The following is a 22916-nucleotide window of genomic DNA, read 5'->3' as shown; positions in this document are numbered from 1 at the left end:
GGAGGTTTTCTTGAACGCCATTACAAAGAGTAAGAACACAATTGTGATCTAAACCCTTCGTAATCAGCACTTTGTGGGAGCTGGTAGAGACCCCCAAACCATATCATTGGGGTTATACGAAGCAAACGGTTGCTACTATACAGAGTTTAATGGGAATTTCACTAATCAATTGCTCATTAACCGATTTCTAAAGCAGGAACCTGTTTGGTTCGATCTCAACGGTAATCTGGTCGTATTCTCGACATAAGCAACATATCGATGTACTTACCCGCTTTGAACGTACTGAGTCTTTTTGTGCCTTCTAACTGAAAGCCTACACGTTCATACAAAGCAATAGCGGCGTGGTTAGCGGCATGAACCTCTAACTCAAGACGCACGAGATTAAGCCAGTTATCCGCCTGATTGATCGCTTCTTGCATTAACGCCTTACCGACCCCTTTACCATGCATATCCGGGTGAATAGCAATACCAAGACCAGCGCAGTGCCTGTCTCTTACCTTGGTGGTCATGAATAAAGTAATGTGACCCACTACTTTGCCGGAGACTTCCGCAACCAGAGTGAAATGGTCTGAATGACCAAACAGTCGCTCCACTTGTTCAGAACTAAGATAAGGCTTTTGTGAGGTGTTTTCTGAAACTGAAGGGCGGCGATAAATATCGAAAATATCTTGGCTATCCGTTGCTTCTAAATGTCTAATTTGTATTTCCAAAGCGCTTCCTTATCCTATTATTTCTATCCATAAGCTAATTTTCATATTACGGATAGCAACGGGAACCTACAACCTTTAAAGGTGTAAGTGCCCGAAATAATTAAACAAATAGTAAGACTGAACTTAAACTTCGGCTTTGATGAGTATTTTTAAAATAGTGTGAATATCAGAATTTATAATCCACACCCACACTCGCTAATACTTGCTCGGAGTTATAGAAATCGATATTAGAATCTATGCTTCTTAAACCCAGTAAAGTAATGAACGCCCAATCTTTATAGCCCATCAAACCACCAAACTCATAAGCTAAGAATGCACCGAATTCATTCTCTTCACGTACTTGCCCGTAAATTGGATTCGACTCATCATATTCACGATCACTTGCATCTAGGGTGACAACAAAACCATGACGACCGATTCTCTTCGCGTAGTTTAATTCAATACCATAACTATCGAAGCTGAGTGCTCCTCCTTCTGCGTCTGAGTGGAAATACACCATTGAAGGAACAAATAGACCTGCGTGGTTTGGTAATATAAAGCGGTATCCTGCTTTGGCGTACACATAGGTTCTTTCCCTATCCAGCAGCACAGTATCTTCCGGAGATAAGCCTTGGCTACCAGATAGCTCTTCATCAACATCTGATTGCCCAAATGCGAGATCCGTTCGAAAACCAGTTCCACCGATATTAGTGAGCTGCAGTCGTCCTACATTACCTTTCACATCCGTTTCATTTCGATTAACGCCAACAGCATACGGATCCGTCCAAGCCTTACCCGAGATAAGCGTAGGAATAACAGAAAAATCCAATATGGTGCCACCAGAAAGTTGATATCGATAACCGATCTCAAACGCAATGGTACCTGTTGCAATATCCTCTCGTGTCGTACCCGCATACACTTGGTGAGTCAGCGATTCGCCAAAAGTATATTGAACAGTACCCAAAAAGCCGAGTAGCCCTTGGTTTTCACTCTCCCCTTCCTGGGTGTTGGTGGCTTGATTCGAATCTTGTTCAGTACTCAAATTACTACTGTCAGAGTAGAAACCGGCCAATACACTGAAGTTACCGCTGAAGCCTTCACTTGGAGCAAGGCCACTGTATGCAGGCATTGAAGCCAATGCAGAAAAGACTACTGGTAAAACAAACCTCATATTCACATCCATTACTTGAATAATCACCAAATAACTATAAGCATCAAATAACTATAAGCATCAAATAACTATAAGCATCAAAATGGAATTATAACAAGCATTTAACAATATAAGTCTATTCGCTTGACGCTGTCGATATCGCTAACCATTCACTCAAAGACACAACAAATTGATCTATCACGATTGGGCTTTCGTAATACCTCTCGAAAATAACGGACAAAACTCAAAGGAAGACAATATGTTTAATAAATTAATCAAAACCATGTCAGTGCTAGTTGCGACGCTTTTTTTTACGGCTTTTGCTCACGCTGATCACCACGGAATGAAGAAAGACATCGTTGACGTGGCGGCTGAAAACGGCTCTTTCAACACCTTGGTAGCAGCGGTAAAAGCGGCAGGCTTAGTTGAAACATTGAAAGGTGACGGTCCCTTCACAGTGTTTGCGCCAACGGATGAAGCGTTCGCTGCGCTACCAGAAGGAACGGTTGATATGCTGTTGAAGCCAGAAAACAAAGACAAGCTGATTGCAGTACTGACCTATCATGTGGTGCCAGGGAAAATAATGGCGTCTGAAGTGATGAAACTCGATAGTGCCGTAACAGTGCAAGGTGAAGCGGTAATGGTAGGAATTGATCACGGCAACGTGATGGTCAACAAAGCGCAGGTCGTGATGGCAGATGTTGAAGCAAGTAATGGTGTTATCCATGTGATTGATGCTGTATTACTGCCTAAATAATAAAGATGAACACAAATCAAAGGTTCTTAGAGGGTGTGACAGGCTCACACCCTTTTGACGTTTAAATACCAAGTTAAGATCGGTATCAAACTAGCCGAACCTGCCTTTATATAAGCAAGAACCCGGATTACATAAACAAGCGCCCGAATATCAGAAAGGCCGCCATCGATACCACCTTCGTGAAGACCACTACCCAGATGCAGTCACCAATACTAGAGTGCGTCGCTTTCCCGAGTAGGAACACAAACAGAATCAACCCTAACACCCAACCTACTGTTGGAATCAATGACACCAGAGCAACGATAACAGCAATAGTAAGAAGGGATTTAAAATCTGCGACCACGAAAGACATTTTAGAGGCGATGTACATACAACATGCGGTGATTAATGCGTCCATCACAAACGCTAAAGCTTCAATACCCACTTTACTTCCTTCACTGATATTAGTTGAAGTGAATATTATCTCTAAAGAGATGATTTTTCTTGAATAAGAGAACAAAAAGCAGGTGAAAACTGTGTCAAAAATGAGATTACCGTTCGCCTGAAGGCATAGGTTTATTTGCTCGAGTCTTCTAAGCCTTTGACCAGTGCTTCAGACCGAGTCTGATTTGCTTTTTGATAGGCATCAAAGCCATCTTCGCGTTTACCTCCGAACAAACAAAGAAACGAGTTGATGACAAATGAAAAGAATGAGATGACGACAACAAAGAGAGGAAATAACCCCGACACCCCAGCATCTAAGGCAAGAACGCCAACAGCGAAGGACAACATCGACACCAATGTATATAGTTTAGATCTACTCACATGACTCATGAACAACACTCCTTGTATTCATTCAATGTTTAGATTAGACAAATTATCTTGCACACAATTTGAACTCATCGACAATATCAATAGATCAGGCAAAGTTATCCTTAAAAAGGTTCATTAATATTTCAAACTCGGTTTCTGTATCCCTACGAACACTAGCCCGCCTATTCAACTGACTTTTCTATCTTCAACTACCTTTTCCATCACGTAATTGGTCAGCTTTACACCACGCATTTCGACTTCCTGTTCATTTACTACCTTAAAGCCAAGGTGCTCATAAAAAGGCCTTGCGGTAATACTTACTTCAGAGAAATATCTCGATATACCACGAACTCGACCCACAGTGAAAACATGTTCCATCAACGCTTTCCCTACCCCCTTCCCTTGATATTCGTGGTGACAGAAAAAGTGATCAATCAAGCCACTTGGTTGCAGGTCAGTATAGCCAACTACGCAACCATCGAGTTCAGCCACAAAGGGTTGTAACCCATTCATACGCTTTTGCCATAACGCAAAGTCAAAGCTACTGGGTGCCCAAGCTTCGACTTGCTGTTGAGAATAATCTCGAACATTCACGTTACGTACGGTATGAAAGAAGATCTCCCACAGTGCTTTGTCATCATTCGCTTGATAGTTTCGAATTCTAATCACAACATACTCCTTTTTGTCTTAAGTCCTTTCTGAGGTGAAAATAAACAGCTGAATCAGCAAGCTTTATAACCTAACAGCCTCAGCTTTAGAGCAAGATATCAACGATAAAACACAGCGAGCCAGATCGTCACCGCATCTTTATCCGTCCTCAGCACCTTGTGTTTTTCACCTGCGGAAATATTGAGATAATCCCCTTTAGACAAGGTAACAATGCGACCATCTTCAAACTCAATCACCCCTTGCCCATCGATCACCATCACCCACTCATGCTCATCTTGATCGTACCAACCCTCTTCAGGAGAACTGTGACCATATGAGAGTATTCTTTCGATTCGAATGTTGTCGTTGGCAATCAGGTCATTGAATATTTCATTGGGTATTGATGAAGGAACATCATTGTAAATGTTTGGCATCAAGCTCTCCTAGCTAGCATTGAATTGATTAACAACTTGGGCCTTAGCTGTACTGTAAACCTAAGCAGCGGCACTCTTTTTGAAGTAAAAACGGTAATAGCCCACCAAGTTACTGCAGATAAACAGCGCCTCCATAACAACCGCTGTTGGCGAACCAACTAAATAATTGTGAACCAACCAAAAGCTGGTTCCGATGATCATCAATTCTCTTAATCGACGGTCATCTTTATTGAAGGCTGCAAAGGTCTGAAATACGGAGGCAAAGCAACTCAATATGCTGGTCAGCCCTGAGTAAGTCACTGCGGTTGCGACCACCGACATCGAAGAAAACAAATATTTAAACTTAGACGAGGTAGAAAATACGCTCGTCAAATAGCGAATCGTGGCAATCGTCATTAAGCTCGCCGCTGTCCATTGTTCAAGAAGGATAAAGTGACTCGAAATAAGAACGCCAGCAAAGAACAGACAAGTGACGATTTTCTTCCTTTCCTTGAATTGGAATGACAGAAGATCAAAACAAATGGCTATCGCGACTAATACTTGGGAAAGATAAAAGGCAGACACGGTGATTCCTTCAATAATAACATTCCGCCCTAGCCGCTTCTTTCACGGTGAATAATCGAATAAAACATACTAGGCGGTTACAACAAAACAGAGCAAACAGCGCTCTAAAGCTTCTATAAAAATCTAAAGCTTCAACACACCACTAATCACAGTGGTCGCAGAGCCGATTAACTTTATTCGCCCATTAGCCAATAATTCAGTCGACATATAGCCACCACGACGAGACGCCTGATAAGCACTGAAACTGCTTTTGTTGAGCTTTTCTGCCCAGTGTTGCGTCAATGCGCAATGTGCCGAGCCAGTCACAGGATCTTCATTAACCCCAACCCAAGGTGCAAAGTAGCGAGAAACAAAATCAAGTTCCGTATTTGCTGCCAATGCTGTCACCACTACACCTCGCCCTTGAATACCTTTTAACGCATCAAAGTTTGGTGAAAGCTCCAATAACACTTGTTCGTTGGAAACTTCGATTAACTGCTTAGAGTCAAATTCTCTGAATGAAACTACTTGATGCGGATCTAAACCTAGGTGTTCAAGCAGCGTGAGATTGGGTTCAGAACGCAATGATAGCTGTGTACTAGGAAAATCAAGCTCGATAGACGATTCACAAACGGCGGCAGATAATTCCCCAGATAAGGTGTTAAACGCGACCTTATCACCTGTCCCAAGCAATCCTTGTTCTTTCATCACATGAACCGTTGCCAGTGTGCCATGTCCACACAGCTTCACTTCGACTTCGGGAGTGAACCATTTAAGCGTCATAGTGTTAAGCGCGAGAAAAGCCGTTTCAGATACCGCCATCTCTTCAGCGATTGAAAACATTAACGACTCATCCAACGGCTCTTTGGAGATACAGACCCCGGCAGGGTTCCCTTTAAACGCTTGAGTTGTAAACGAATCTACTTGATATATCTCTAAATCCACAATGGCTCCTAAATGCACAACATTTCCCAAACCGGCAATCATGGCTCGTTGGGACATAACCTAGATATTGCTGCCCACAATAAGCACAATCACCTTGTGCTACAAGTCTTTAGCAACAACTTTATCGATACTTATTGAGAAACGAAACAAATGATAAACAAAACGTTATAGAAGTGTTTTTAGGGATAAAAGAACATTGAACATAAGAGTAAATCGCGATGGCAAAACAAAGGAATAACGACGATTAATACGAGCGAGAACCCGAAAAAGGTAATCACCGCATCATTATTTAATGCTTAATATTTGCATAATAACTTGTAAGAATGGATGTTATGATGAATATTAATTTAAATAATCCATTCACGGACAATAAACTGGAATACGTACTTGTGTTGAATACGATACGACGGAGTCATCCTTGCCTCACACGATAAAGGTTCGGTATCAAGTTGGAGTAGCAAGTTGCTATTTGCATGAAATGCATGAAGTTGAAGTTAAATTAAGTGCCTAAATTTGAATCATGTCGCAAATTTTGGGCTACGATTTAGTTATCACGTACGAAAGGGAATCCGTCAGTGAAAGCGTTTTGCGTATCAATACTTGCGTCAACATCCTTTTTGGCTAGCCCTGTATTTGGCCAGCAGCATGATATTTATCTCTACAATTGGGATGAATTTTTATCTGACAGCGTCGTTACCCAGTTGAGTGATACCTACGGCATCTCACTAAAGCAGCAATATTTTTCTGACGAGTCCATTCGTGATGAAGTGCTATTGAGTGAACGACGAGGTGCGTTTGAATTGGTTGTCATTGAAAGTATGAAACTGAAAGCGCTGGCTAAACAGAACTTATTCCACAACCTGAGCGACTTGCAGCAATCCCTTTCAAGCAACTTTGACTCAAGATGGGTGGATGGGTGTGGCGAATATGGAATCCCCTACGCTTGGGGGACATCCGGCATCTTATACCGAAGCGGAAAAGTTGAGACTCCCAAGTCTTGGGGCGCTCTTCTAGACCCTGAAACCAAAACCAGCGGCCGAATCAGCATGTATTATGAGCCTACGGATTTGGTGAGTGCTGCGCTTCTGATGAATCAATTTGAGCCGTTTACCAACAACGAACAAGAACTTCGAGTCGCTTACAAAACGCTACAAGCACAGAAGCCTCACCTTGAAAGTAATGAATACGTTGTCGATTATATTCGTCATCCCGAACACTTAGCCAACATCGACCTCGCCTACGGATACTCAGGTGACAGCTATGTGCTTAATGATGCCGAACCTGAGGCATCTTGGGCCTACACAGTGCCTCTAGAAGGAACAACCTTATGGTTAGAGTGTATGGCTGCAATTAACAACGGAGAGCGATCTCCACAGGCAACCACGATTCTCTCCTTCTTATCGCAACCCGAAATCGCCGCTCAAAACGCAATGGATTCATGGTTTGCAACGCCAAGTTCAAAAGCAAAAGCACTCACTTCTCAGGAGTATCAAAACGATCCCGAGCTTTTCCCGAATAAAGAAGTATTAGATCGCAGCTACCTTTATCAGCCGTTAGAACCGAGTAGCATTCAAATTCGCAATCGTATTGTCGACAGTTTGAGATAACTCATGCCAGTATTGAAGAAACTCTATTTTGTACTTTTACCAACGCTGACATTTGTGCTCCTGATAGCAGGAATCGTGATGTACAACTTCGCATCAAATCATGCTAAGCACATGTATTTGGACAAGGTGCAATCTGATGTGAACACCGCTTTAGTCGCGGCGGAATACGAGCAGCTCGGCTTGTCCTTACTAGTTAAAGATATCGGTTCTTCGTTGCAGTTCCTCCGCTACATTCAAAATCCTGGCGACTACACGACTCTATCGCTATTGGAAAAACGAGTACTCCGAGTATTAAGCCAGAATCACGTCAATCAATTTGGGCAACGCAATGTTTATATCGTGGACCCTAAGTTCAAATTAACGCTTTCGACTCTCAGAGCCGATCCTTTCGAGGGGCTAAAGATCCCTGACAAGATTTACGAAAGAGTCTTCGATATATACACCTCGTTAATCAGCAAGAAGGAACTCTCCTACGAAGGCTTCTCTTATGTCTCGATCAGTGGAGAGCTCAGATACTCGTATGTTGCAGCAATTGACCCTTACCTCCTTCCTCAAGACAAACGTGCAAGTAACAGTTTAAATCGCTACATCTTGATTGCTGACGGACCTCTGATACAACTCTCTAGCTTATTAATCAAATACAATGACGATGACAATATTCAGTTCTTAATCGAGCCATCCTCTGACGCTGCCAACATCGGAAATACCCAATTCGTTATCAAATCAATTGAGCAAACCCAAGATAATATCAATGTGCAGATGACCAGCCGAAATCTCATCGCGCAAGTAAATATTCGAGAACAAAAGTTCAACCATGAGAAAGCCATCATCACTAAACAAACCTTGTTAAGTGGCTTTGGTACTCTCTTTACGATCATGTTGATCGTACATTTAGTGGTACGTTACCAACTCGTGCGACCGCTTAAAGACTTACTTCAAGAGATATCGATCGGCGGGCTCAAACTTAGATACTTCAAACGCTCATCAGGGCAAAGTGAAATTGATGGTTTAAAGAACGCGTACATAGACTCATTAACAGAGTTGAAGTTCGAAGCCGAATTCGACCAACTCACCAAGCTAGCTAACCGACGCTCTTTCATCAGACACCTTGATGTACGACTAAAAAGCTCGATGAGCCCACACTGCTATGTGGTTTGTTGGGACATCATCGATTTTCGTAAAATTAACGATCTCTACGGGGCAAAAGTTGGTGATAATGTACTGATAAGCTTAGCTCAAGCACTGAAAGAGACACTACAAAACCAACAAGCCTCTTTGGGCTTTAGTTGCAGTGATTACTCTTTAGCCAGACTGGGAGGGAATCAGTTTATCGCGATCTTGGAGATGGGTAAGAACCAAGTGATAAACGAAGAAATTGAGAACATCAACAATACGCTGACCGGCACCACCTTCCTTGACTACTATGGGTTTCGATTATCACTCGCAACAGGTGTTTTACCGCTCGACACGCCAAAGTTCGATGAGATTTGGCACCGATGCATCGATGAAATGTTAGCTAATGCGAAGTCTCATAGTGATGGCGAAAGTCGTATTGTTTATGGCGAAGAGTTGTTACATACCTTGGAACGCCATGACGTTGTAGAGAAAAGACTCTTAGAGTGCTGCGAAAGTGACAACTTTGAACTTCGCTTTATGCCTATTTTTAACGCCAAGACACTTCAGATAGATGGCGCGGAGTGCCTGATTCGTTGCCCAGCCTTATTCGATATCGATGCGGGACCAGAAGAATTTATCCCAGTTGCAGAAAAGAGTAACCTTATTGCCAGGCTCGACATGTGGGTCATTGGCACCGCGATCAAAAGCTATAAAGAGCTTTCAGAACTTCATAAATACAAGGGCACTCTGTCAATTAATATCTCGGCGATGGAGCTCTACAACCGTAATTTTGCCGACAACATCCGTAAAGTACTCGAACGTTATCAAGTGCCACCTGGCAACATTATTATAGAGATTACCGAGACCAGTTACGTGAAAAGTACCAAGCTTACGGTGCAGACTATCGAGAGCCTCAGAAGCTTAGGTTTAAAGGTCTCCCTTGACGATTTTGGTACGGGCTACACAGCGTTTAACCAACTTCTCCACTACCCTGTGGATGAGCTCAAAATTGATAAGAGCTTTATCGATAACATGGTAGACGACAAGGCCGACCGCAAGATGGTCGAATCTATGGTTAACTTAGGCCACTCTTGTGACACGCTAGTCGTCGGAGAAGGTGTTGAGTCGATAGAACAGTATCATTACCTCAGAAAAGCCAACTGTAACCTAATACAAGGCTACTTCTTCAGTCAGCCACTCACTTATCTGGAATTCATCGAGTTTGTTCGAAACCATAACCCGCAAGCAATTTTAAACCCGCAGTCTGTTAGCAGTTCGAGATCTAACGAGCGAATCGTTGCACTCACTCAAAAGCAGTAACCTTAAACCTAAACCTAAACCTAAACCTCAAAGCCTCTCTTCCTATTCAAGCGCGGAAAGCCACTATAGCTATAACTAGTAGTAGAACTATCTTCATCAGAGCAGGAGCTCTCTATTGGCTGCACATTGAATGAGGAGGCAAATAAAGAATGGCAAAAGCCATGATAGTGAAGCGGGAGAATGGTGAGCGTACAGTCAACAAAACCTAATGATCTAACTTATCGCTGATGCGGGGATTAACTCTGCATCGTCGTTAGTAGCTCCATCATATCTTTAGAGCTGATGTTCTTCTTATGCCTGACTACAGCGTCAATCATCAATTCTAAATTCCCCGCAGAGATATAATCCTTAAGCACGTCATTGAATTTTTCCTGTATCTCATCACTTGTGTACAATTGCTCAGGAATGAAGAATAGAAACTGACTGCCACTACTACGAAACGAGATAGTACTTTCCGGTACCTTTGCCGTCAGGGACTTAGCAGCTGAACTCACCACCAAGTCTCCATATTCAAGTCCATACTTTTGGTTTATCTCACTAAGGTTTCTGATTCTTACAAAGTAAAGGTCGAAATTACCGTTTGTTGGATAGCTGTTCTTAACAAACTGCATGAGCGAGACTCGATTGCGAAAGCCAGTAATGAAGTCGGTAGAATGAAGTTTTCGTTTGATTGCAAAGTCGACGTAAAAAATCGCTCCTGTCACAAGCAGTAGCAACACCAGAAATACGCTGCTTATCTGATGCATCATCACCAACTTGTCGACCATTGTGGTGTTTTCTTCAATAACCGGGCTTTGAAGTCGAAACTTTTCGTTAATAAATTCGACCAGCGTGTTGTAACAAATATCAATTTTCTTCTGCAGTGATTCCTTAGGCAAAGCGCCTTGATTCACCAACTTAATTGAGGATTCTAACGACTTAAACTTTTCAAACTCTGCGGTAAAGTACGGTTTAAAGTTTGCTGAGCGAATAAAATTGGACGATTCAGTGCTGTTGATCAGAATATCAAAACGACTCCAAGTAATGTCATATGCCAACCAAAGTTCATCATAATCAATCGTCTTTGCATGGCTAACCATCAAGAAGTTTGCATACTCTTTGACGAGTTGAAAAACAAACCAAGTGGCCTCATTTTGGCGGTTAGAAAAGCTCTTGTTGATGTCATTAATTCGAGTGACACTGTAGATATTGACGGATAGAACAACCACGGCCAAAGACAAAACAACGACTTTGATTGCAGCCATAGACAACAGCTTCTTCATAATTAGCCTCTACAGGTGAATATCACGAATCTGCCAAATCATCTTGGCATGGAAATCAGGGGTATTGGTTTCAGGGTTCGCAGAGATTGGGTAAATCAACCAAAACGGGCCTTTCTCTCTCACAGACATAAACTCCCCATTCTTTTTAATCGCAATGATGGGTTCATAGGTATCAAAATCTTCTTTGGGCACCGCAATTTTATAGTCATTCAATGCTACGAAAGTGACTTGTGATGATATCGGTAGATCCATATTTTCAAGCACCGTTTGTAACGTCACACCACTATAAACGGTCAGACCCTCGACCCAAGGCAAGGTGGTAGTAATTTCTTTTTGAGGAAGTGACAGGAGTTGCTCTCTACTAAAACCATGCTTTTGCCCGGAGTGGTCGAAAACCGTTAACTCTGAGGCTGCAAAAATCGAAAACGAGCAAAGCCAAAGCATCAACAAGAATACAGTTCTCATTCTAAACTCCATTTAAAAAGGTCACTAATTTGAGTCTAGTATAAATTGACCATTTAACTTGTACCGATACCACTCAGATTGATTGGTATCGCTTTATCCCTAATGCCCCTACACCTCGCTGTTTTTCAATAACTTCGCCGTTTCTCTGTCTCTTCCATCACCGCTCTCGTTCAGCACTCCCTACCCGCTTGACGTATTCCTTCTCAACCGTCTAGTAACAAAAACTCGTATTTTACTCTGCGTAAGTAAACCAATAAGCCCTATGAATACGTATGAAACAACAAAATTAACAATAAATATGAGTAAGTCAGTAGCGAAAATGCTGGTTGCTGCATAACCTTTAATCGAACGTAAGCAGCTTTAAGAGACTTAATAACGAGTTCCAGTCGTTTCTACTTCACCAGTTGATCTCGTGTATTGATCTTAGAAAGCTTACTCATTTCATAATCAAGGGAATCGAGAATGAGTTTGAATATAAAAAAATTTAACCCCATGGCGACACTTTCTACCCTAGTAATGACGCTGGTCATGTTTCCTGTTTCTGCTGAAGTTAATCAAGAACAATTCGAATTAGGTAAACAAAAAGCTAAAGTGTGTATGACCTGTCATGGCGCTGATGGCATCTCAACACAAGATCCCTACCCGAACCTTCGCGGTCAAAAAGTGGGTTATCTCATCTCTTCATTGAAAGATTACCAGACTCGAGAAAGAACCAGTGGCTTAGCGATTCTCATGCAACAACAAGCCGACACGCTCTCAGACCAAGACATCCGTGACATTTCCTATTTCTATTCTGTGCTCGGCAACGAAGCAGGCTCGCTCAGCGATTCAAATTAAGTCAGCGATTCAAAACCTCTAGGCAAGGAGCCTTGTTATGGAACAAGTGACAACGCAATACAGCATTAAGGTCGTGAAGTACTTCATCATTGCATCCTTAGTGTGGGCGATTGTAGGTATGATCATAGGCGTGATTCTCGCCGCGCAATTATATTGGCCAGTCTTAAACTTTGATTCTCAGTATTTCCAATTTGGTCGACTGCGTCCGCTACATACCTCTGGAGTAATTTACGGCTTCGTCGTGAATATCTTGATGGGGACGTCTTTGTACATTGCCCAGCGAACAGGCCATTGTGACTTGTTCAACAAAAGCCTTTCATGGATGGTATTTTGGGGCTGGCAATTCATCCTGTTACTTGCGGTCATTTCCTTACCCGCAGGCCACACTACCTCAAAAGAGTATGCGGAGCTTGAATGGCCAATCGACTTGATGATTGTGTTGGTTTGGGTGCTGTACGCGGTGTTGTTCTTTGGCACCCTTGCTAAACGAAAGGTCAGCCATATCTTTGTGGCTAACTGGTTCTTTGCTGCATTCATTATCGTCGTTGCAATGATTTTCATCGTGAACAACCTCGCGATGCCTGTGTTGGCGATGAAGTCCTACTCTGTGTTTGCAGGCGCTCAAGATGCGATTGTTCAATGGTGGTGGGGACATAATGCCGTCGGTTTCTTGCTGACCGCTGGTGTGATTGGTATGAACTACTATTTCATACCCAAAGCGGCGGATCGACCTATCTACTCGTACCGTTTGTCTGTGATCCATTTCTGGGGCTTGGTCGGCTTTTACACGTGGGCCGGAACGCACCATTTGGTTTACTCTTCCGTTCCTATCTGGATTCAGAACATCGGCATCGTGATGTCATTGATCCTTTGGCTCCCTTCTTGGGCAGGTGCGTTCAATAGCGCAATGACCCTCCTACAAAACAAAGAAAAGCTGAAGTCCGACTACATTCTTTTATTCTTTTTCTCAGCGATTCTTTACTACTGCTTGGCGACATTCGAAGGCCCGCTACTCGCTATTCGCTGGTTCAACATGGTGGCACACAACACCGAATGGATCATCGGGCACGTACATTCCGCGGCTCTCGGATGGGTTGGGATGTCAGGGATAGCGGTTTTTTACTACTTCATTCCACGCTTATGGGGCCAAACCGATCTATGGTCACGACGACTGATTAAATGGCACTTTTGGCTTGCTCATGCTGGCGTCGCCATCTATGCAATAGCACTTTGGATCGCAGGCATCGGTGAAGGCTATATGTGGCTCGCTCAAAATGAAAATGGCGAACTGATTTACAGTTTTGTAGAAGCTATGGACTTTAAAGCACCTTGGCTATTCATGCGTTTCTTTGGTGGCGCGCTGTTTGTACTTGGATTGTTCTTAATGGCTTTCAACTTGTACAAAACGGTTCGTATGCCCGTAACAAATGATGCTAAACACACTGTTAATGAAGGAGCTTAAATGATGAGTAAAGACTTTACACATTCAATCGTCATTTTAATTTTAACCACTGTTGTCGTGGCCTCCTTCTCTTTATTGGTCTGGGTAGTGCCAAGCATTGTCCGTGGCGATGATATTGCCAAAGGCAGCTTAGCGATGCCTCTCACACCGATTGAGTTAGCAGGCCGAGACATATACATCAGTGAAGGCTGCCATGTTTGTCACACACAAATGGTTCGCCCTCTAGAGCCAGAAGTGAAGCGTAATGGTCGCCCGAACCAAGAAGCAGACGATATCTATGAGTTTCCTAACTTGTGGGGCTCTAAACGTACTGGTCCTGACCTCACTAACCTAGGTAGAAAGTATTCTGACCAATGGCATGCTATTCACTTAATTGACCCTCGAAAAGTCGTACCGACCTCGATCATGCCCTCTTACCCGTGGCTATTTGAGCAGACTCTGACTGGCGATGATATTAGCGCCAAAATGGAAGTGTTACGTACCTTAGGTGTGCCTTATACCGATCAAGAAATTGGTGATGCCCGTTTGCAAGTAAGAGGCAAAACCAAAGGTGAAGCTCTGATTCGCTATTTACAAAGCCTGGGTAAAGATACGTCACAGGAGGTATCACAATGAGCACATTCTGGAATCTATGGGCGGTACTCTTAACCTTAATATTCTTTGTTCTGATGGTGTCTGTTGTCGTTAAATACTGGCGTAGCAATCACAAGGCCGATCACGACCACACCATTGGCACCTTTGATGGTATTGAAGAGAAAGATGCTCCTCCACCTAAGCTATTATTTGTCAGTTATGCAGTGGCATTTCTTTTGTCTGCTGGTTATTTGGTGCTCTACCCCGGGCTCGGCGAATGGGAAGGGTTAGTCGATTGGGAACAAAGCGACGATAAGCTCAGTTCACCATCCACCACTCTCAATGAGCAATTTGCACAAACCAGTGAAACCACGTTAGAAGGACTAGCTGCCGTCCCAGAGATCGTGAACAGCGGTAGGATTCTATTCCAAACTCACTGCGCCGCTTGTCACCGAGATAACGCTCAGGGACAAAAGCACTTTCCTAATCTGATAGACCAAGAGTGGCTTTATGGTGGCAGTGATGAAGCTGTGATTCATTCAATCGCCAAAGGCCGGAACGGTGCTATGCCGGGTTGGAGTGAAATCATGCGCCCAGATGAGGTGGCAAAAGTCTCTTACTATCTAGCGTCTCTCAACCAACGTCATACCGATGTGCCGGAGATTAAAGTCGAGCTCGGTAAAACCTTGTTCGTCCAATACTGTTCGTCTTGTCATGCTGACGGTGCTGTCGCTAACCCAGCGATTGGCGTACCTGATCTTTCCGATGATATCTGGCTTCACGGAGGGAGTATTGAAGAGATTCAGCACACCATCAATTACGGTTTGAACAACCTAATGCCTGCGTTTGATGAGCAGCTCAGTGAGAACGAGATACTCGCGCTTGGGGCTTATATCCGACACGCTGGTGACGTAGAGCAACAACGGCTCGCGAGTTTGAAAGCATCATCTGTTGAGCGCGGAGAATATCTCGCTTATGCCGGTGACTGTGTGGCTTGTCATAGTGCAGAAGGTGGCGAACCCTTTGCTGGCGGCCTACCCTTTGTCACCCCCTTCGGCACCGTGTATTCAACCAACATAACGCCACACACTACCGAAGGTATTGGGACTTATGACTTCGATGATTTCCGAGCGGCGTTAGTCGCAGGTAAAGGCAAGAATGGTTACCTGTACCCTGCAATGCCTTACACCTCCTATCAATACCTCACCGACCAAGACATGGTGGATTTATGGGAATACATGCAGTCAATCACCGCCGTGCCGCGACGCAATGATGACAACAGCATGATGTTTCCATCCAATATTCGCTTAGGTTTGCTTGGCTGGAACATCGTATTCATGGATACCGACCCTATTGATTATGAAGTGCCAGAGGAACTCAAAGGAGAAATTGAGAATGTCGATAAGTGGCAACAAGGCAAATATTGGGTCGCAGGACTTGGTCACTGTTCGGAGTGCCATACACCTCGAAATATTGCCCAAGCACTGATACCAGAACGTATTTTCCAAGGTAACTTGATCGACGGTTGGAACGCGCCTGATATTACAGCCAATGAGCTCTATATCGATGGTTGGGATGAAGCAACACTCACAGACTTTTTACACACAGGACATTCAGACAAAGGCACCGCTTTTGCGGGTATGGCTGATGTAGTGAAAAACAGCCTAAGCTTGATGACGCGTGAAGATATTGAGTCGATGTCCTATTACCTACTCAGTGGGGACATCAACAACACCATTGCCAGTGATGCCGTTCAGTTACAGCCTAAAGGGTTTGATGAAGCTGCGTATGCCAGTGAAATCTACACCACGTATCGTCAAACCTGTGGGGCCTGTCATGGTGACGATGGTAAAGGTCGCGATCCAATCGCCCCTACTCTGTTGAACAACGGTATTATCATGCACAGCGACCCATTCAATACCATTGCGGTAACGGTGCGCGGCTTGCAACCCACCTATCTCGACAAAGACAGAAATTTCATGCCAATGGCAAGTTTTGAGGATGTACTGTCGGATCAACGCTTAGCTGAGTTAATCACGTTTGTGCGTTTAAACCTTGGCGACAGAAATGAACCGGTCACGGCTGAGCATGTTCGAGAGGTAAGAGAAACACTTGAAGCAGCAGGCTATGCAGGTGGATTACACACCACACCTGAAATGTACGAAAATCGAGATAAGAACATTAACATACGATAGGCGCTGTAGCTGTGCGTAGCCGATTGGCTCAATAAACAGCGAACAGCACGTAACTTTTATCTTTGCTAACAAGCCAAAAGGAGACCACTGTGTCTCCTTTTCTTTTGCCCAAACCCAAGTTTTCGATACTTTGCCGTACAACACAATTGTAACTAACTGATTACACAATTAAGCAGAGCTGCACATAATGCGATCAATCTCGCAGAACAAAGATGACACCAAGTGCATAATATGCAAAATTTTCTAAAGATGTACTAAGGACAGTTATGGATACAACTACACTCATCTACGATACGTTGGAAGGCCTGTCGAGCGCAAAGCCTCAGCAACACGCTCAAATCCGCCAAAATCTATATAACCAATTAGATTTATCATTTGAGAAGCAGTTGGCTTTGTATTCATCAGTTCTTGGTCCAGCAAGTGCTGGTAGATTGACCGATTTGGATAGTGCAGTGATGTCTGCACGCAAGATTGTTGGCTTAGAAAACAGCTAAGCAATCTTCAACCTATCTCAACTTTAACGCTGCCATTGTGCAGCGTTTTTTTATGGACGCTATTTACGATAAGTAAGGTTGGTTACGATAAATGCTGTTAGTTGCGATAAATACGGTTAGTTGCGATAAACGCGGTTAAGAAGATAAGTGCAGTTGGGTCTGTTTTTCAAGTTACACGCATTCTCATTTGGTTAATCTTATGTTCCATTTTTAACAGGTGTGTAACCACAATAATGGCGCTAATGTTAGTAGCACGTTAACCACACATCGGATGGAAGAATCATGAGAGTACTTATTGAATATACACAAACAGGCAAATACCGTGATCATGCGTGGGAAGCATTAACGATTCGTTCAAAAGGCGAAATTCAAGCTGTAACTCCCTCTTATGCGGCTCAGCTTATCGAACAGAACCGCGCCAGCTTATCGACCACTGAAAATCAAGATATCATCATCCAACCTTAATGGCTTCAAGGGCTACCCCTCCTAGTTCCTTAAATCGAATAGTTCGATGACATAAAAAAACGCTGCATGGGTGCAGCGTTTTCTTGTTTCTGGCGTATCGTATTTCTAACGTAGATAGTTTCTAAAGTAGAAAGCTTCTAACGCATCTTGTTTCTAGTGCAAATAGCTTGATTACTTTGGCAGATTTTCTAACGCTTCAACCATCGTCATCAATTTATCGACAATCCTTTCGCCGTCTACTCGCAAGCCATTGTGTTCATATTCATTGGTGATCCACGCTTTCGAGTTAGGAATGTTCGCCAATGTTTCACGGCTGTAATCCAACTCAACGTACATGTCATCGGCGTAAACGGCACACGCCATTGGCACTGTATTCTTGCTCAACTGCTCTGCGTTGTACAAAGTGCCCCAGTCCGACTTTTCAGCCAACATGTTCGCGGCTTCACGCAGTGGCTTCAGCGTTTCAAGTTGGTCGAACATCCATGGGTACACCATTTCACCAGTAAACCAGAACTCACTGCCCGATTGGTAGTTGAAGTGTGGGTACTGCTCACGAACACGATGTGCAGACCAGTTAGACGCTGTACCTTGACAGTAAATCGATTCATGCAAGATTGCGTAAATTGGGTTAGTTAAGTAACCCTGCTCTTGCTGCATTTGATTTAGGAAGCTGTAGCTCAGCTGTCTGTTACCGTTCACTTCAACAAACGCACTCTCCAGTGTGAAATACATTGGAAGGTTTGCTTCGTCGCCACCAAGATTAATACCTATTAGCTGGAACTGTTCAACTGTGAACACCTGACCGTTTGGCAGTCTCACATCGTTGTTGAGCAGGTAATCAGAGATCTCGCGACACATAGCTTGTGCTTGTGGGAACTGAGCAAAGAAAGCTCTGTTTTTGTCTTCTACACGCTTGTAAGTCTCACGATAAACATCGTCAGCTTCTCGTTCAATAGAAGGAATGCCGCCCGTCACATAACAACGCTGCAAGCTCTGTGGGAACAGTGACAAATAGCTCAGTGTACAGAAGCCACCAAAGCTTTGACCAATCGTCGACCATTGCTTAATACCAAACTGTTCACGAATCGCTTCAGCGTCACGAACGATGTTATCCGCTCTGAAATGCGTTAAGTATTCGACTTGTTGTTCTGGAGACAAATGCGCCAAAGTTTCATGGCTGATAACCGTGCTGTTGCCAGTACCACGTTGGTCTAGAAGCAGAACACGGTAGTTTTGTAATGCACGCTTTAGCCAACCCGATTGACCACTCACCCGTGGAGAAGGAAAACCTGGGCCGCCTTGAAAGTAGATCAACCACGGCAGCTCTTGCTCATCTTTAGCGAGATCAACCAGCTCACGTGCGAAGACTTGGATCTGTTGTCCATCTTTGGCTTGATAATCAAGTGGCAACTCGAAAGAGTGCTGACGGTACAGGGTGGCTCCATCAATAAAGTTAGCTTGCACGCTTCATTCCTTTTTATCTGATTCTAAAGTCATTGGTACGAATAAAAATGGCACCCTTTGGCACCGTAGTTAGCAAGATACGCATACTAGCTTGTAAATGAAACCGTTTGTTGAACCTGAATGTGAAGGTACTTCATTAAATCGCCAAATTAGCTTTATACGCGTAACAACTTGTGTCAAAACAGAGAGTTTAAGATGTGATCTATTGAGAAGAAGAACAAAAGTGGGACACAAATAAAAAGAGCTTAACGAGGTGAGGATACGTTAAGCTCTTTGGTTTTATCTGTTGTAAATGAGGTTTTTAGGTTGAACAAGCTCAGGCTTTATAGGTTTAGTTTCTATAAGCCAAAGATCTATAAACTGAGCTTCTGTAACTTATAGCTCTATAAAACAAAGCTAAGAAGCCTCGAGCTCACCTGCACCTTGAATTGAACGTTGGCTGTTTTCAACAAGGATAGCCGTCGCCGTTTCTTTCAACGCGCCCCACTCTCCATCGTCAACTTCAATGCCCTCGTTCCACGCCTTCTCTTGAGTTTTAAAAAGCGCTTCCGATTCAATGTGTGTTTGGTAGCCATCTGACAAACGTTCGATATCGAAATCCTGGACGGAAAGCTCGATGGTCATATTGTGGATATGATCGTCCGATGCCAGAGGCAAATCTGATAAAAACAGTTCTGGTGCAACGCAACCACGGTTAAGCACATACAAGGTGCTCTTAGGATTTGAGCCATTATCCCAACGTGCGGTACATGCGATGCCTTTCGCTGCCAGTTTTACAAGCTCACTGTACGCTAACCAACGGTTATGGCAGTTGTTTAGCTCGATTTTCAGCGTCTTTTTACCGACCATTTTTTCAATGGCGTAATCCATCACCACAGGAAGATGACACGCTAAGCTCGCCTTGTGCAGGTCCACTTCAACTGTGTTGTCGCTTGTCACTTGGATGTCTACAGGGCAATCGTCTTCTAGCCCCATAAAGTTGCTCGCATTGTTAAAATGACGAACACCATCCAAGCCAACCATTTGTAAATCTGCCACCATGTTCGCTATCACATCGGCTTCACCACATGTACGACGCATACCCATAAAGGCTTTATTAACGGCCGCTACCAGTTCATTGTGAGAAACGATCATAACGATTTACCTCCATGTTGAGCGTTGATATGTGTAGGAACTTTATTTGAGTCAGCGATCTCCGCTTCACTTGGTAAGATTGGGAACACCCATTCGTCCTGATGAATTTCATCAAGCAACGGTGCACCTTGGAAAAACGTCACTCGTACCCAACGGTCTGAGCGAGGATCAAACTTAGTCGCTCCAAACATCGCTAGCTTACAACGCAGCAAATGCATTGGTGGCGAGTCTTGGTGCAGCACGTTCATTTGAATGTCGCCCATCGCCTTGTTACCTAACGTCCACACACGGCGCGCAATGGCACGATGCTGCGGTTGTTTAACAAGGAATTCAGCCAATGAAAGCTCTGGCGCGAATTGCAATAAAGCATGGTACAGACGGTAAGCTTGACGGCCGATATCCAACGGCAGTTCGCGCTCTTCGCCGAGTTCCTCGCCTCGAACACCGAGCCTTGGCTCTTCTTTGTCCTGAGAGCGATACCAGAACCAGTAGTTATTTTCTGCTTTCGTAAAGTCTGTCGTGATCGCCCAACGGTACTTTTCTTCTAACACAACCAATAGGTCTTGGATCTTTTTGCCACTAGGAAGCGAGAGTGTTTCGCTACAATTCATTTGCTCTTGATGGGCGTCCACTAATTCTGGGTACAATTCCATCAAGCATGAGATAAGGATTTCTTGGGCTTCCATACTCATGTGCTTAGATTGTTCAACTAACTGCGCCCATGTATCGCAATGGTTTACAGAAGCTTCTAGTGACTGTTCTGCGTGTTTCAACTCATCAACAGCGGTTTTGTTCAACTCTTGCTGATTTTCATTGATGGTAACAACTTGTTCTAAATGACAAATCGCTTTTTTAACTAATGTACGTAGGGGCTCAATCAATGCCGTATCCGTGTGATTAGCTAACACGTCAGCTAATGCATGCTCACGGGTTGTCATCCATTGATCGACAATACTTGGGTGGTTAATCAGATATGGCGCCATACCTAAACCTGTGGCATTACCCACACCTAGGTAGCGTTGTAAGCCTCTGTGCAAGGTAATCGCTTGTTCACCGCCTTGTTGCTCCGCTAGGTAATGAACCCAATCTAGGCTGAACTCACGCAGCATATAAACAGCACACATTTGAGCACTGAACGATTGATTAAAATCTGGATTCTTTTCCAAGATTTTAAAGTCAGCAATACCAAACTTACCATTACCATAAACCGCTGTGGTTCGTAGGATGTAGCCAACTTCCGCTAGCTCTTTTGGCGTTGGTTGAACACCTTTAGCCAAGTGACTAACAATATGTTCAAACACTCGTACACTTTTGTTGGCACGCGCTAAAACAAGCACATTGTTAGGGTTACGGCCTGCTTCTTGTAGCGGTACATTCGCACGAAGTCTCTCAAGTAGGGTGACATCAACATCACCAAGAACCAGAGCAAACGTTACGTCCCACTTTTCAGCAATTACACGGTCATTTCGTTCTTCGTCTGCAATCTCATCGCAGAAAACAACCAAATGATAAACATGATTTGGCGTCTCTAGCTTATAGATAACATGACCAAAACCTCGAGCGTCTAGTTGCCACTCATGCTTAGTCACTTTCCATTGCTGTTGCGCCATTTTACGAATCAGAGTTCTTACGAAGCTGATGCGTGTTTGGTGCATAGCACCCAGTCTTTCCGGTGCCATGATGACCGTTGCGTCACGTAGTGCTGATTCAGTGTAGGTAGAACGATGTGCATCCATTTTGCTCACCACCTTATAGTTATAGGATTTTGCTAGCCATTCAGAACCGATCGTTGCTGTCTTTTGAAGCATATATAGCGACAGTATGTTGGTTAGCTTTCACGTTTTTAATCGTTATTGATATTATCGAGGCAAGCGAACTCGCCACTTATTATTTGTCCTGACTAGATCGATTGACCTAAATACGTGCCGCCCGGTGTATCTTCACCAGTACGGTTTTTATCTTCCTTCCGGAATCTTGTATCAGCCTTCTTTCAAAGGCTCACACCTTGTTTATCTTCAGTTTTTAGAGAGCTTTATCTCTACATTTTCTTCTTTATACCGGCATTGATCTTTTATAAGCCTTGATCTTTCGCCATCTTGATTGCGATTTGAGGCGCATTCCAAAGTGATGGCAACAAGATTAAGGACACCGGTACCGCGGTGATAACAATGAAGGATTGCAGCGCTGAAATACCGCCAGAGCCTAGGGAAATCAGAATTAACGCTGTTACCCCCATCATCACACCCCAGAAGGTACGAATAATTGCATTCGGTTCTGTCTCACCACTGATCACCACACTGATGGTGTAAGTCATTGAGTCACCGGTCGTTACGATGAAGATCGTGGTTAAGATCAAGAACAGAATTGAGATAAGCATTGGCATTGGTAGCTGCTGAGTTACCGCCAGTAGCGCACCTGGTAAGTTAAAACCTTCAAACGCCTTACTTACGCTGCCTGGATCTGCGATTTCGAACGCAAGGCCAGAGCCGCCAACAATTGTGAACCAGAAGCAAGTAACAAACGGTGCAATCAAGCTAATGGTTGATCATAGACAGGATCTTAAG

General features: G+C 43.7%; 22 protein-coding genes, 1 pseudogene and 1 riboswitch. Of the genes and pseudogenes, 9 read left to right on the top strand and 14 right to left on the bottom strand.

Features of this window, described 5'->3' with window-relative positions; genetic code table 11:
• Nucleotides 1-40 precede the first annotated feature (40 nt).
• A riboswitch (purine riboswitch) is annotated at nucleotides 41-140 on the bottom strand.
• A gap of 75 nt (nucleotides 141-215) precedes the next feature.
• Together AB4583_RS04115 and AB4583_RS04110 are read right to left on the bottom strand one after the other, a co-directional pair.
• Nucleotides 216-710, bottom strand: a complete 495-nt coding sequence (locus AB4583_RS04115) for a GNAT family N-acetyltransferase (protein ID WP_372116529.1) — start codon at nucleotides 708-710, stop codon at nucleotides 216-218.
• 166 nt (nucleotides 711-876) lie between these two features.
• The gene (locus tag AB4583_RS04110; protein WP_102332872.1) at nucleotides 877-1860 is read right to left on the bottom strand and encodes a DUF2860 family protein; all 984 of its coding nucleotides are present in this window, start codon (nucleotides 1858-1860) and stop codon (nucleotides 877-879) included.
• Between the two features lie 238 nt (nucleotides 1861-2098).
• Between AB4583_RS04110 and AB4583_RS04105 the strand changes: the two genes are divergently transcribed.
• Nucleotides 2099-2596, top strand: a complete 498-nt coding sequence (locus AB4583_RS04105; RefSeq protein ID WP_372116528.1) for a fasciclin domain-containing protein — start codon at nucleotides 2099-2101, stop codon at nucleotides 2594-2596.
• A 127-nt stretch (nucleotides 2597-2723) separates the two neighbouring features.
• Here AB4583_RS04105 and AB4583_RS04100 read toward each other — a convergent pair whose 3' ends face one another.
• The 6 genes from AB4583_RS04100 to AB4583_RS04075 all read right to left on the bottom strand — a co-directional run bounded on the left by AB4583_RS04100 (nucleotide 2724) and on the right by AB4583_RS04075 (nucleotide 5958).
• Nucleotides 2724-3020: a hypothetical protein gene (locus AB4583_RS04100; protein ID WP_017064710.1), complete on the bottom strand. Its 297-nt coding sequence runs from the start codon at nucleotides 3018-3020 to the stop codon at nucleotides 2724-2726.
• 131 nt (nucleotides 3021-3151) lie between these two features.
• Nucleotides 3152-3409, bottom strand: a complete 258-nt coding sequence (locus AB4583_RS04095) for a hypothetical protein (RefSeq protein ID WP_048611086.1) — start codon at nucleotides 3407-3409, stop codon at nucleotides 3152-3154.
• A 165-nt stretch (nucleotides 3410-3574) separates the two neighbouring features.
• The gene (locus tag AB4583_RS04090) at nucleotides 3575-4057 is read right to left on the bottom strand and encodes a GNAT family N-acetyltransferase (protein WP_017069854.1); all 483 of its coding nucleotides are present in this window, start codon (nucleotides 4055-4057) and stop codon (nucleotides 3575-3577) included.
• Between the two features lie 98 nt (nucleotides 4058-4155).
• Nucleotides 4156-4470 carry a cupin domain-containing protein gene (locus AB4583_RS04085; RefSeq protein ID WP_102393766.1) on the bottom strand — a complete coding sequence of 105 codons (315 nt, stop codon included), beginning with the start codon at nucleotides 4468-4470 and terminating at the stop codon, nucleotides 4156-4158.
• 60 nt (nucleotides 4471-4530) lie between these two features.
• Nucleotides 4531-5034 (bottom strand): YgjV family protein, encoded by a 504-nt coding sequence (locus tag AB4583_RS04080; RefSeq protein WP_017060023.1) that lies wholly within the window; start codon nucleotides 5032-5034, stop codon nucleotides 4531-4533.
• Between the two features lie 123 nt (nucleotides 5035-5157).
• On the bottom strand, nucleotides 5158-5958 hold the full coding sequence (locus AB4583_RS04075) for a PhzF family phenazine biosynthesis protein (protein WP_017069851.1): 801 nt from the start codon (nucleotides 5956-5958) through the stop codon (nucleotides 5158-5160).
• A 575-nt stretch (nucleotides 5959-6533) separates the two neighbouring features.
• On the opposite strand from AB4583_RS04075, the gene AB4583_RS04070 reads away from it, so the two are divergent.
• On the top strand, nucleotides 6534-7565 hold the full coding sequence (locus AB4583_RS04070) for a PotD/PotF family extracellular solute-binding protein (protein ID WP_017060025.1): 1032 nt from the start codon (nucleotides 6534-6536) through the stop codon (nucleotides 7563-7565).
• A gap of 3 nt (nucleotides 7566-7568) precedes the next feature.
• On the top strand, nucleotides 7569-10001 hold the full coding sequence (locus tag AB4583_RS04065) for a putative bifunctional diguanylate cyclase/phosphodiesterase (protein ID WP_372116525.1): 2433 nt from the start codon (nucleotides 7569-7571) through the stop codon (nucleotides 9999-10001).
• A gap of 236 nt (nucleotides 10002-10237) precedes the next feature.
• On the opposite strand, the gene AB4583_RS04060 is transcribed toward AB4583_RS04065, so the two are convergent.
• Both AB4583_RS04060 and AB4583_RS04055 read right to left on the bottom strand, forming a co-directional pair.
• The gene (locus AB4583_RS04060) at nucleotides 10238-11263 is read right to left on the bottom strand and encodes a GGDEF domain-containing protein (RefSeq protein WP_017069848.1); all 1026 of its coding nucleotides are present in this window, start codon (nucleotides 11261-11263) and stop codon (nucleotides 10238-10240) included.
• Nucleotides 11264-11272: 9 nt separating this feature from the next.
• On the bottom strand, nucleotides 11273-11728 hold the full coding sequence (locus AB4583_RS04055) for a hypothetical protein (RefSeq protein WP_017069847.1): 456 nt from the start codon (nucleotides 11726-11728) through the stop codon (nucleotides 11273-11275).
• Nucleotides 11729-12190: 462 nt separating this feature from the next.
• On the opposite strand from AB4583_RS04055, the gene AB4583_RS04050 reads away from it, so the two are divergent.
• From AB4583_RS04050 to AB4583_RS04025, 6 genes are all read left to right on the top strand, one after another.
• A complete protein-coding gene (locus AB4583_RS04050) occupies nucleotides 12191-12565 on the top strand; it encodes a cytochrome c (protein ID WP_029235248.1) in 375 nt (124 codons plus the stop codon).
• A gap of 37 nt (nucleotides 12566-12602) precedes the next feature.
• Complete coding sequence (ccoN, locus tag AB4583_RS04045; RefSeq protein WP_017069846.1) at nucleotides 12603-14027, top strand: cytochrome-c oxidase, cbb3-type subunit I; 1425 nt, start codon at nucleotides 12603-12605, stop codon at nucleotides 14025-14027.
• Entirely contained in the window at nucleotides 14028-14642 is a 615-nt protein-coding gene (locus AB4583_RS04040) for a cbb3-type cytochrome c oxidase subunit II (protein WP_017064719.1), read from the top strand.
• Complete coding sequence (locus AB4583_RS04035; RefSeq protein ID WP_372051096.1) at nucleotides 14639-16795, top strand: c-type cytochrome; 2157 nt, start codon at nucleotides 14639-14641, stop codon at nucleotides 16793-16795. The genes AB4583_RS04040 and AB4583_RS04035 overlap by 4 nt, the downstream gene beginning before the upstream one ends.
• A 266-nt stretch (nucleotides 16796-17061) precedes the next feature.
• The gene (locus AB4583_RS04030; RefSeq protein WP_004730426.1) at nucleotides 17062-17289 is read left to right on the top strand and encodes a PAS factor family protein; all 228 of its coding nucleotides are present in this window, start codon (nucleotides 17062-17064) and stop codon (nucleotides 17287-17289) included.
• A gap of 282 nt (nucleotides 17290-17571) precedes the next feature.
• A complete protein-coding gene (locus tag AB4583_RS04025; protein ID WP_372051097.1) occupies nucleotides 17572-17754 on the top strand; it encodes a hypothetical protein in 183 nt (60 codons plus the stop codon).
• A 171-nt stretch (nucleotides 17755-17925) separates the two neighbouring features.
• Here the strand turns inward: AB4583_RS04025 and AB4583_RS04020 are convergent, their stop codons facing one another.
• The 4 genes and pseudogenes from AB4583_RS04020 to AB4583_RS04005 form a co-directional block, all read right to left on the bottom strand.
• Nucleotides 17926-19218, bottom strand: a complete 1293-nt coding sequence (locus AB4583_RS04020) for an alpha/beta fold hydrolase (RefSeq protein ID WP_372116523.1) — start codon at nucleotides 19216-19218, stop codon at nucleotides 17926-17928.
• A 396-nt stretch (nucleotides 19219-19614) separates the two neighbouring features.
• Nucleotides 19615-20352, bottom strand: a complete 738-nt coding sequence (locus AB4583_RS04015; RefSeq protein WP_372051099.1) for a DUF3726 domain-containing protein — start codon at nucleotides 20350-20352, stop codon at nucleotides 19615-19617.
• Nucleotides 20349-22160 (bottom strand): hypothetical protein, encoded by a 1812-nt coding sequence (locus AB4583_RS04010; RefSeq protein ID WP_372116522.1) that lies wholly within the window; start codon nucleotides 22158-22160, stop codon nucleotides 20349-20351. The genes AB4583_RS04015 and AB4583_RS04010 overlap by 4 nt, the downstream gene beginning before the upstream one ends.
• A 263-nt stretch (nucleotides 22161-22423) precedes the next feature.
• Nucleotides 22424-22897, bottom strand: a pseudogene (locus tag AB4583_RS04005) (BCCT family transporter); the annotation flags it as partial.
• Nucleotides 22898-22916 lie beyond the last annotated feature (19 nt).

This window comes from Vibrio sp. 10N.222.49.C12, from assembly GCF_041475025.1.
Taxonomy (GTDB): Bacteria; Pseudomonadota; Gammaproteobacteria; order Enterobacterales; family Vibrionaceae; genus Vibrio; species Vibrio crassostreae_C.
Note: the sequence above shows the minus strand (reverse complement) of the source record. Positions and strands in the feature narration are given on the sequence as shown.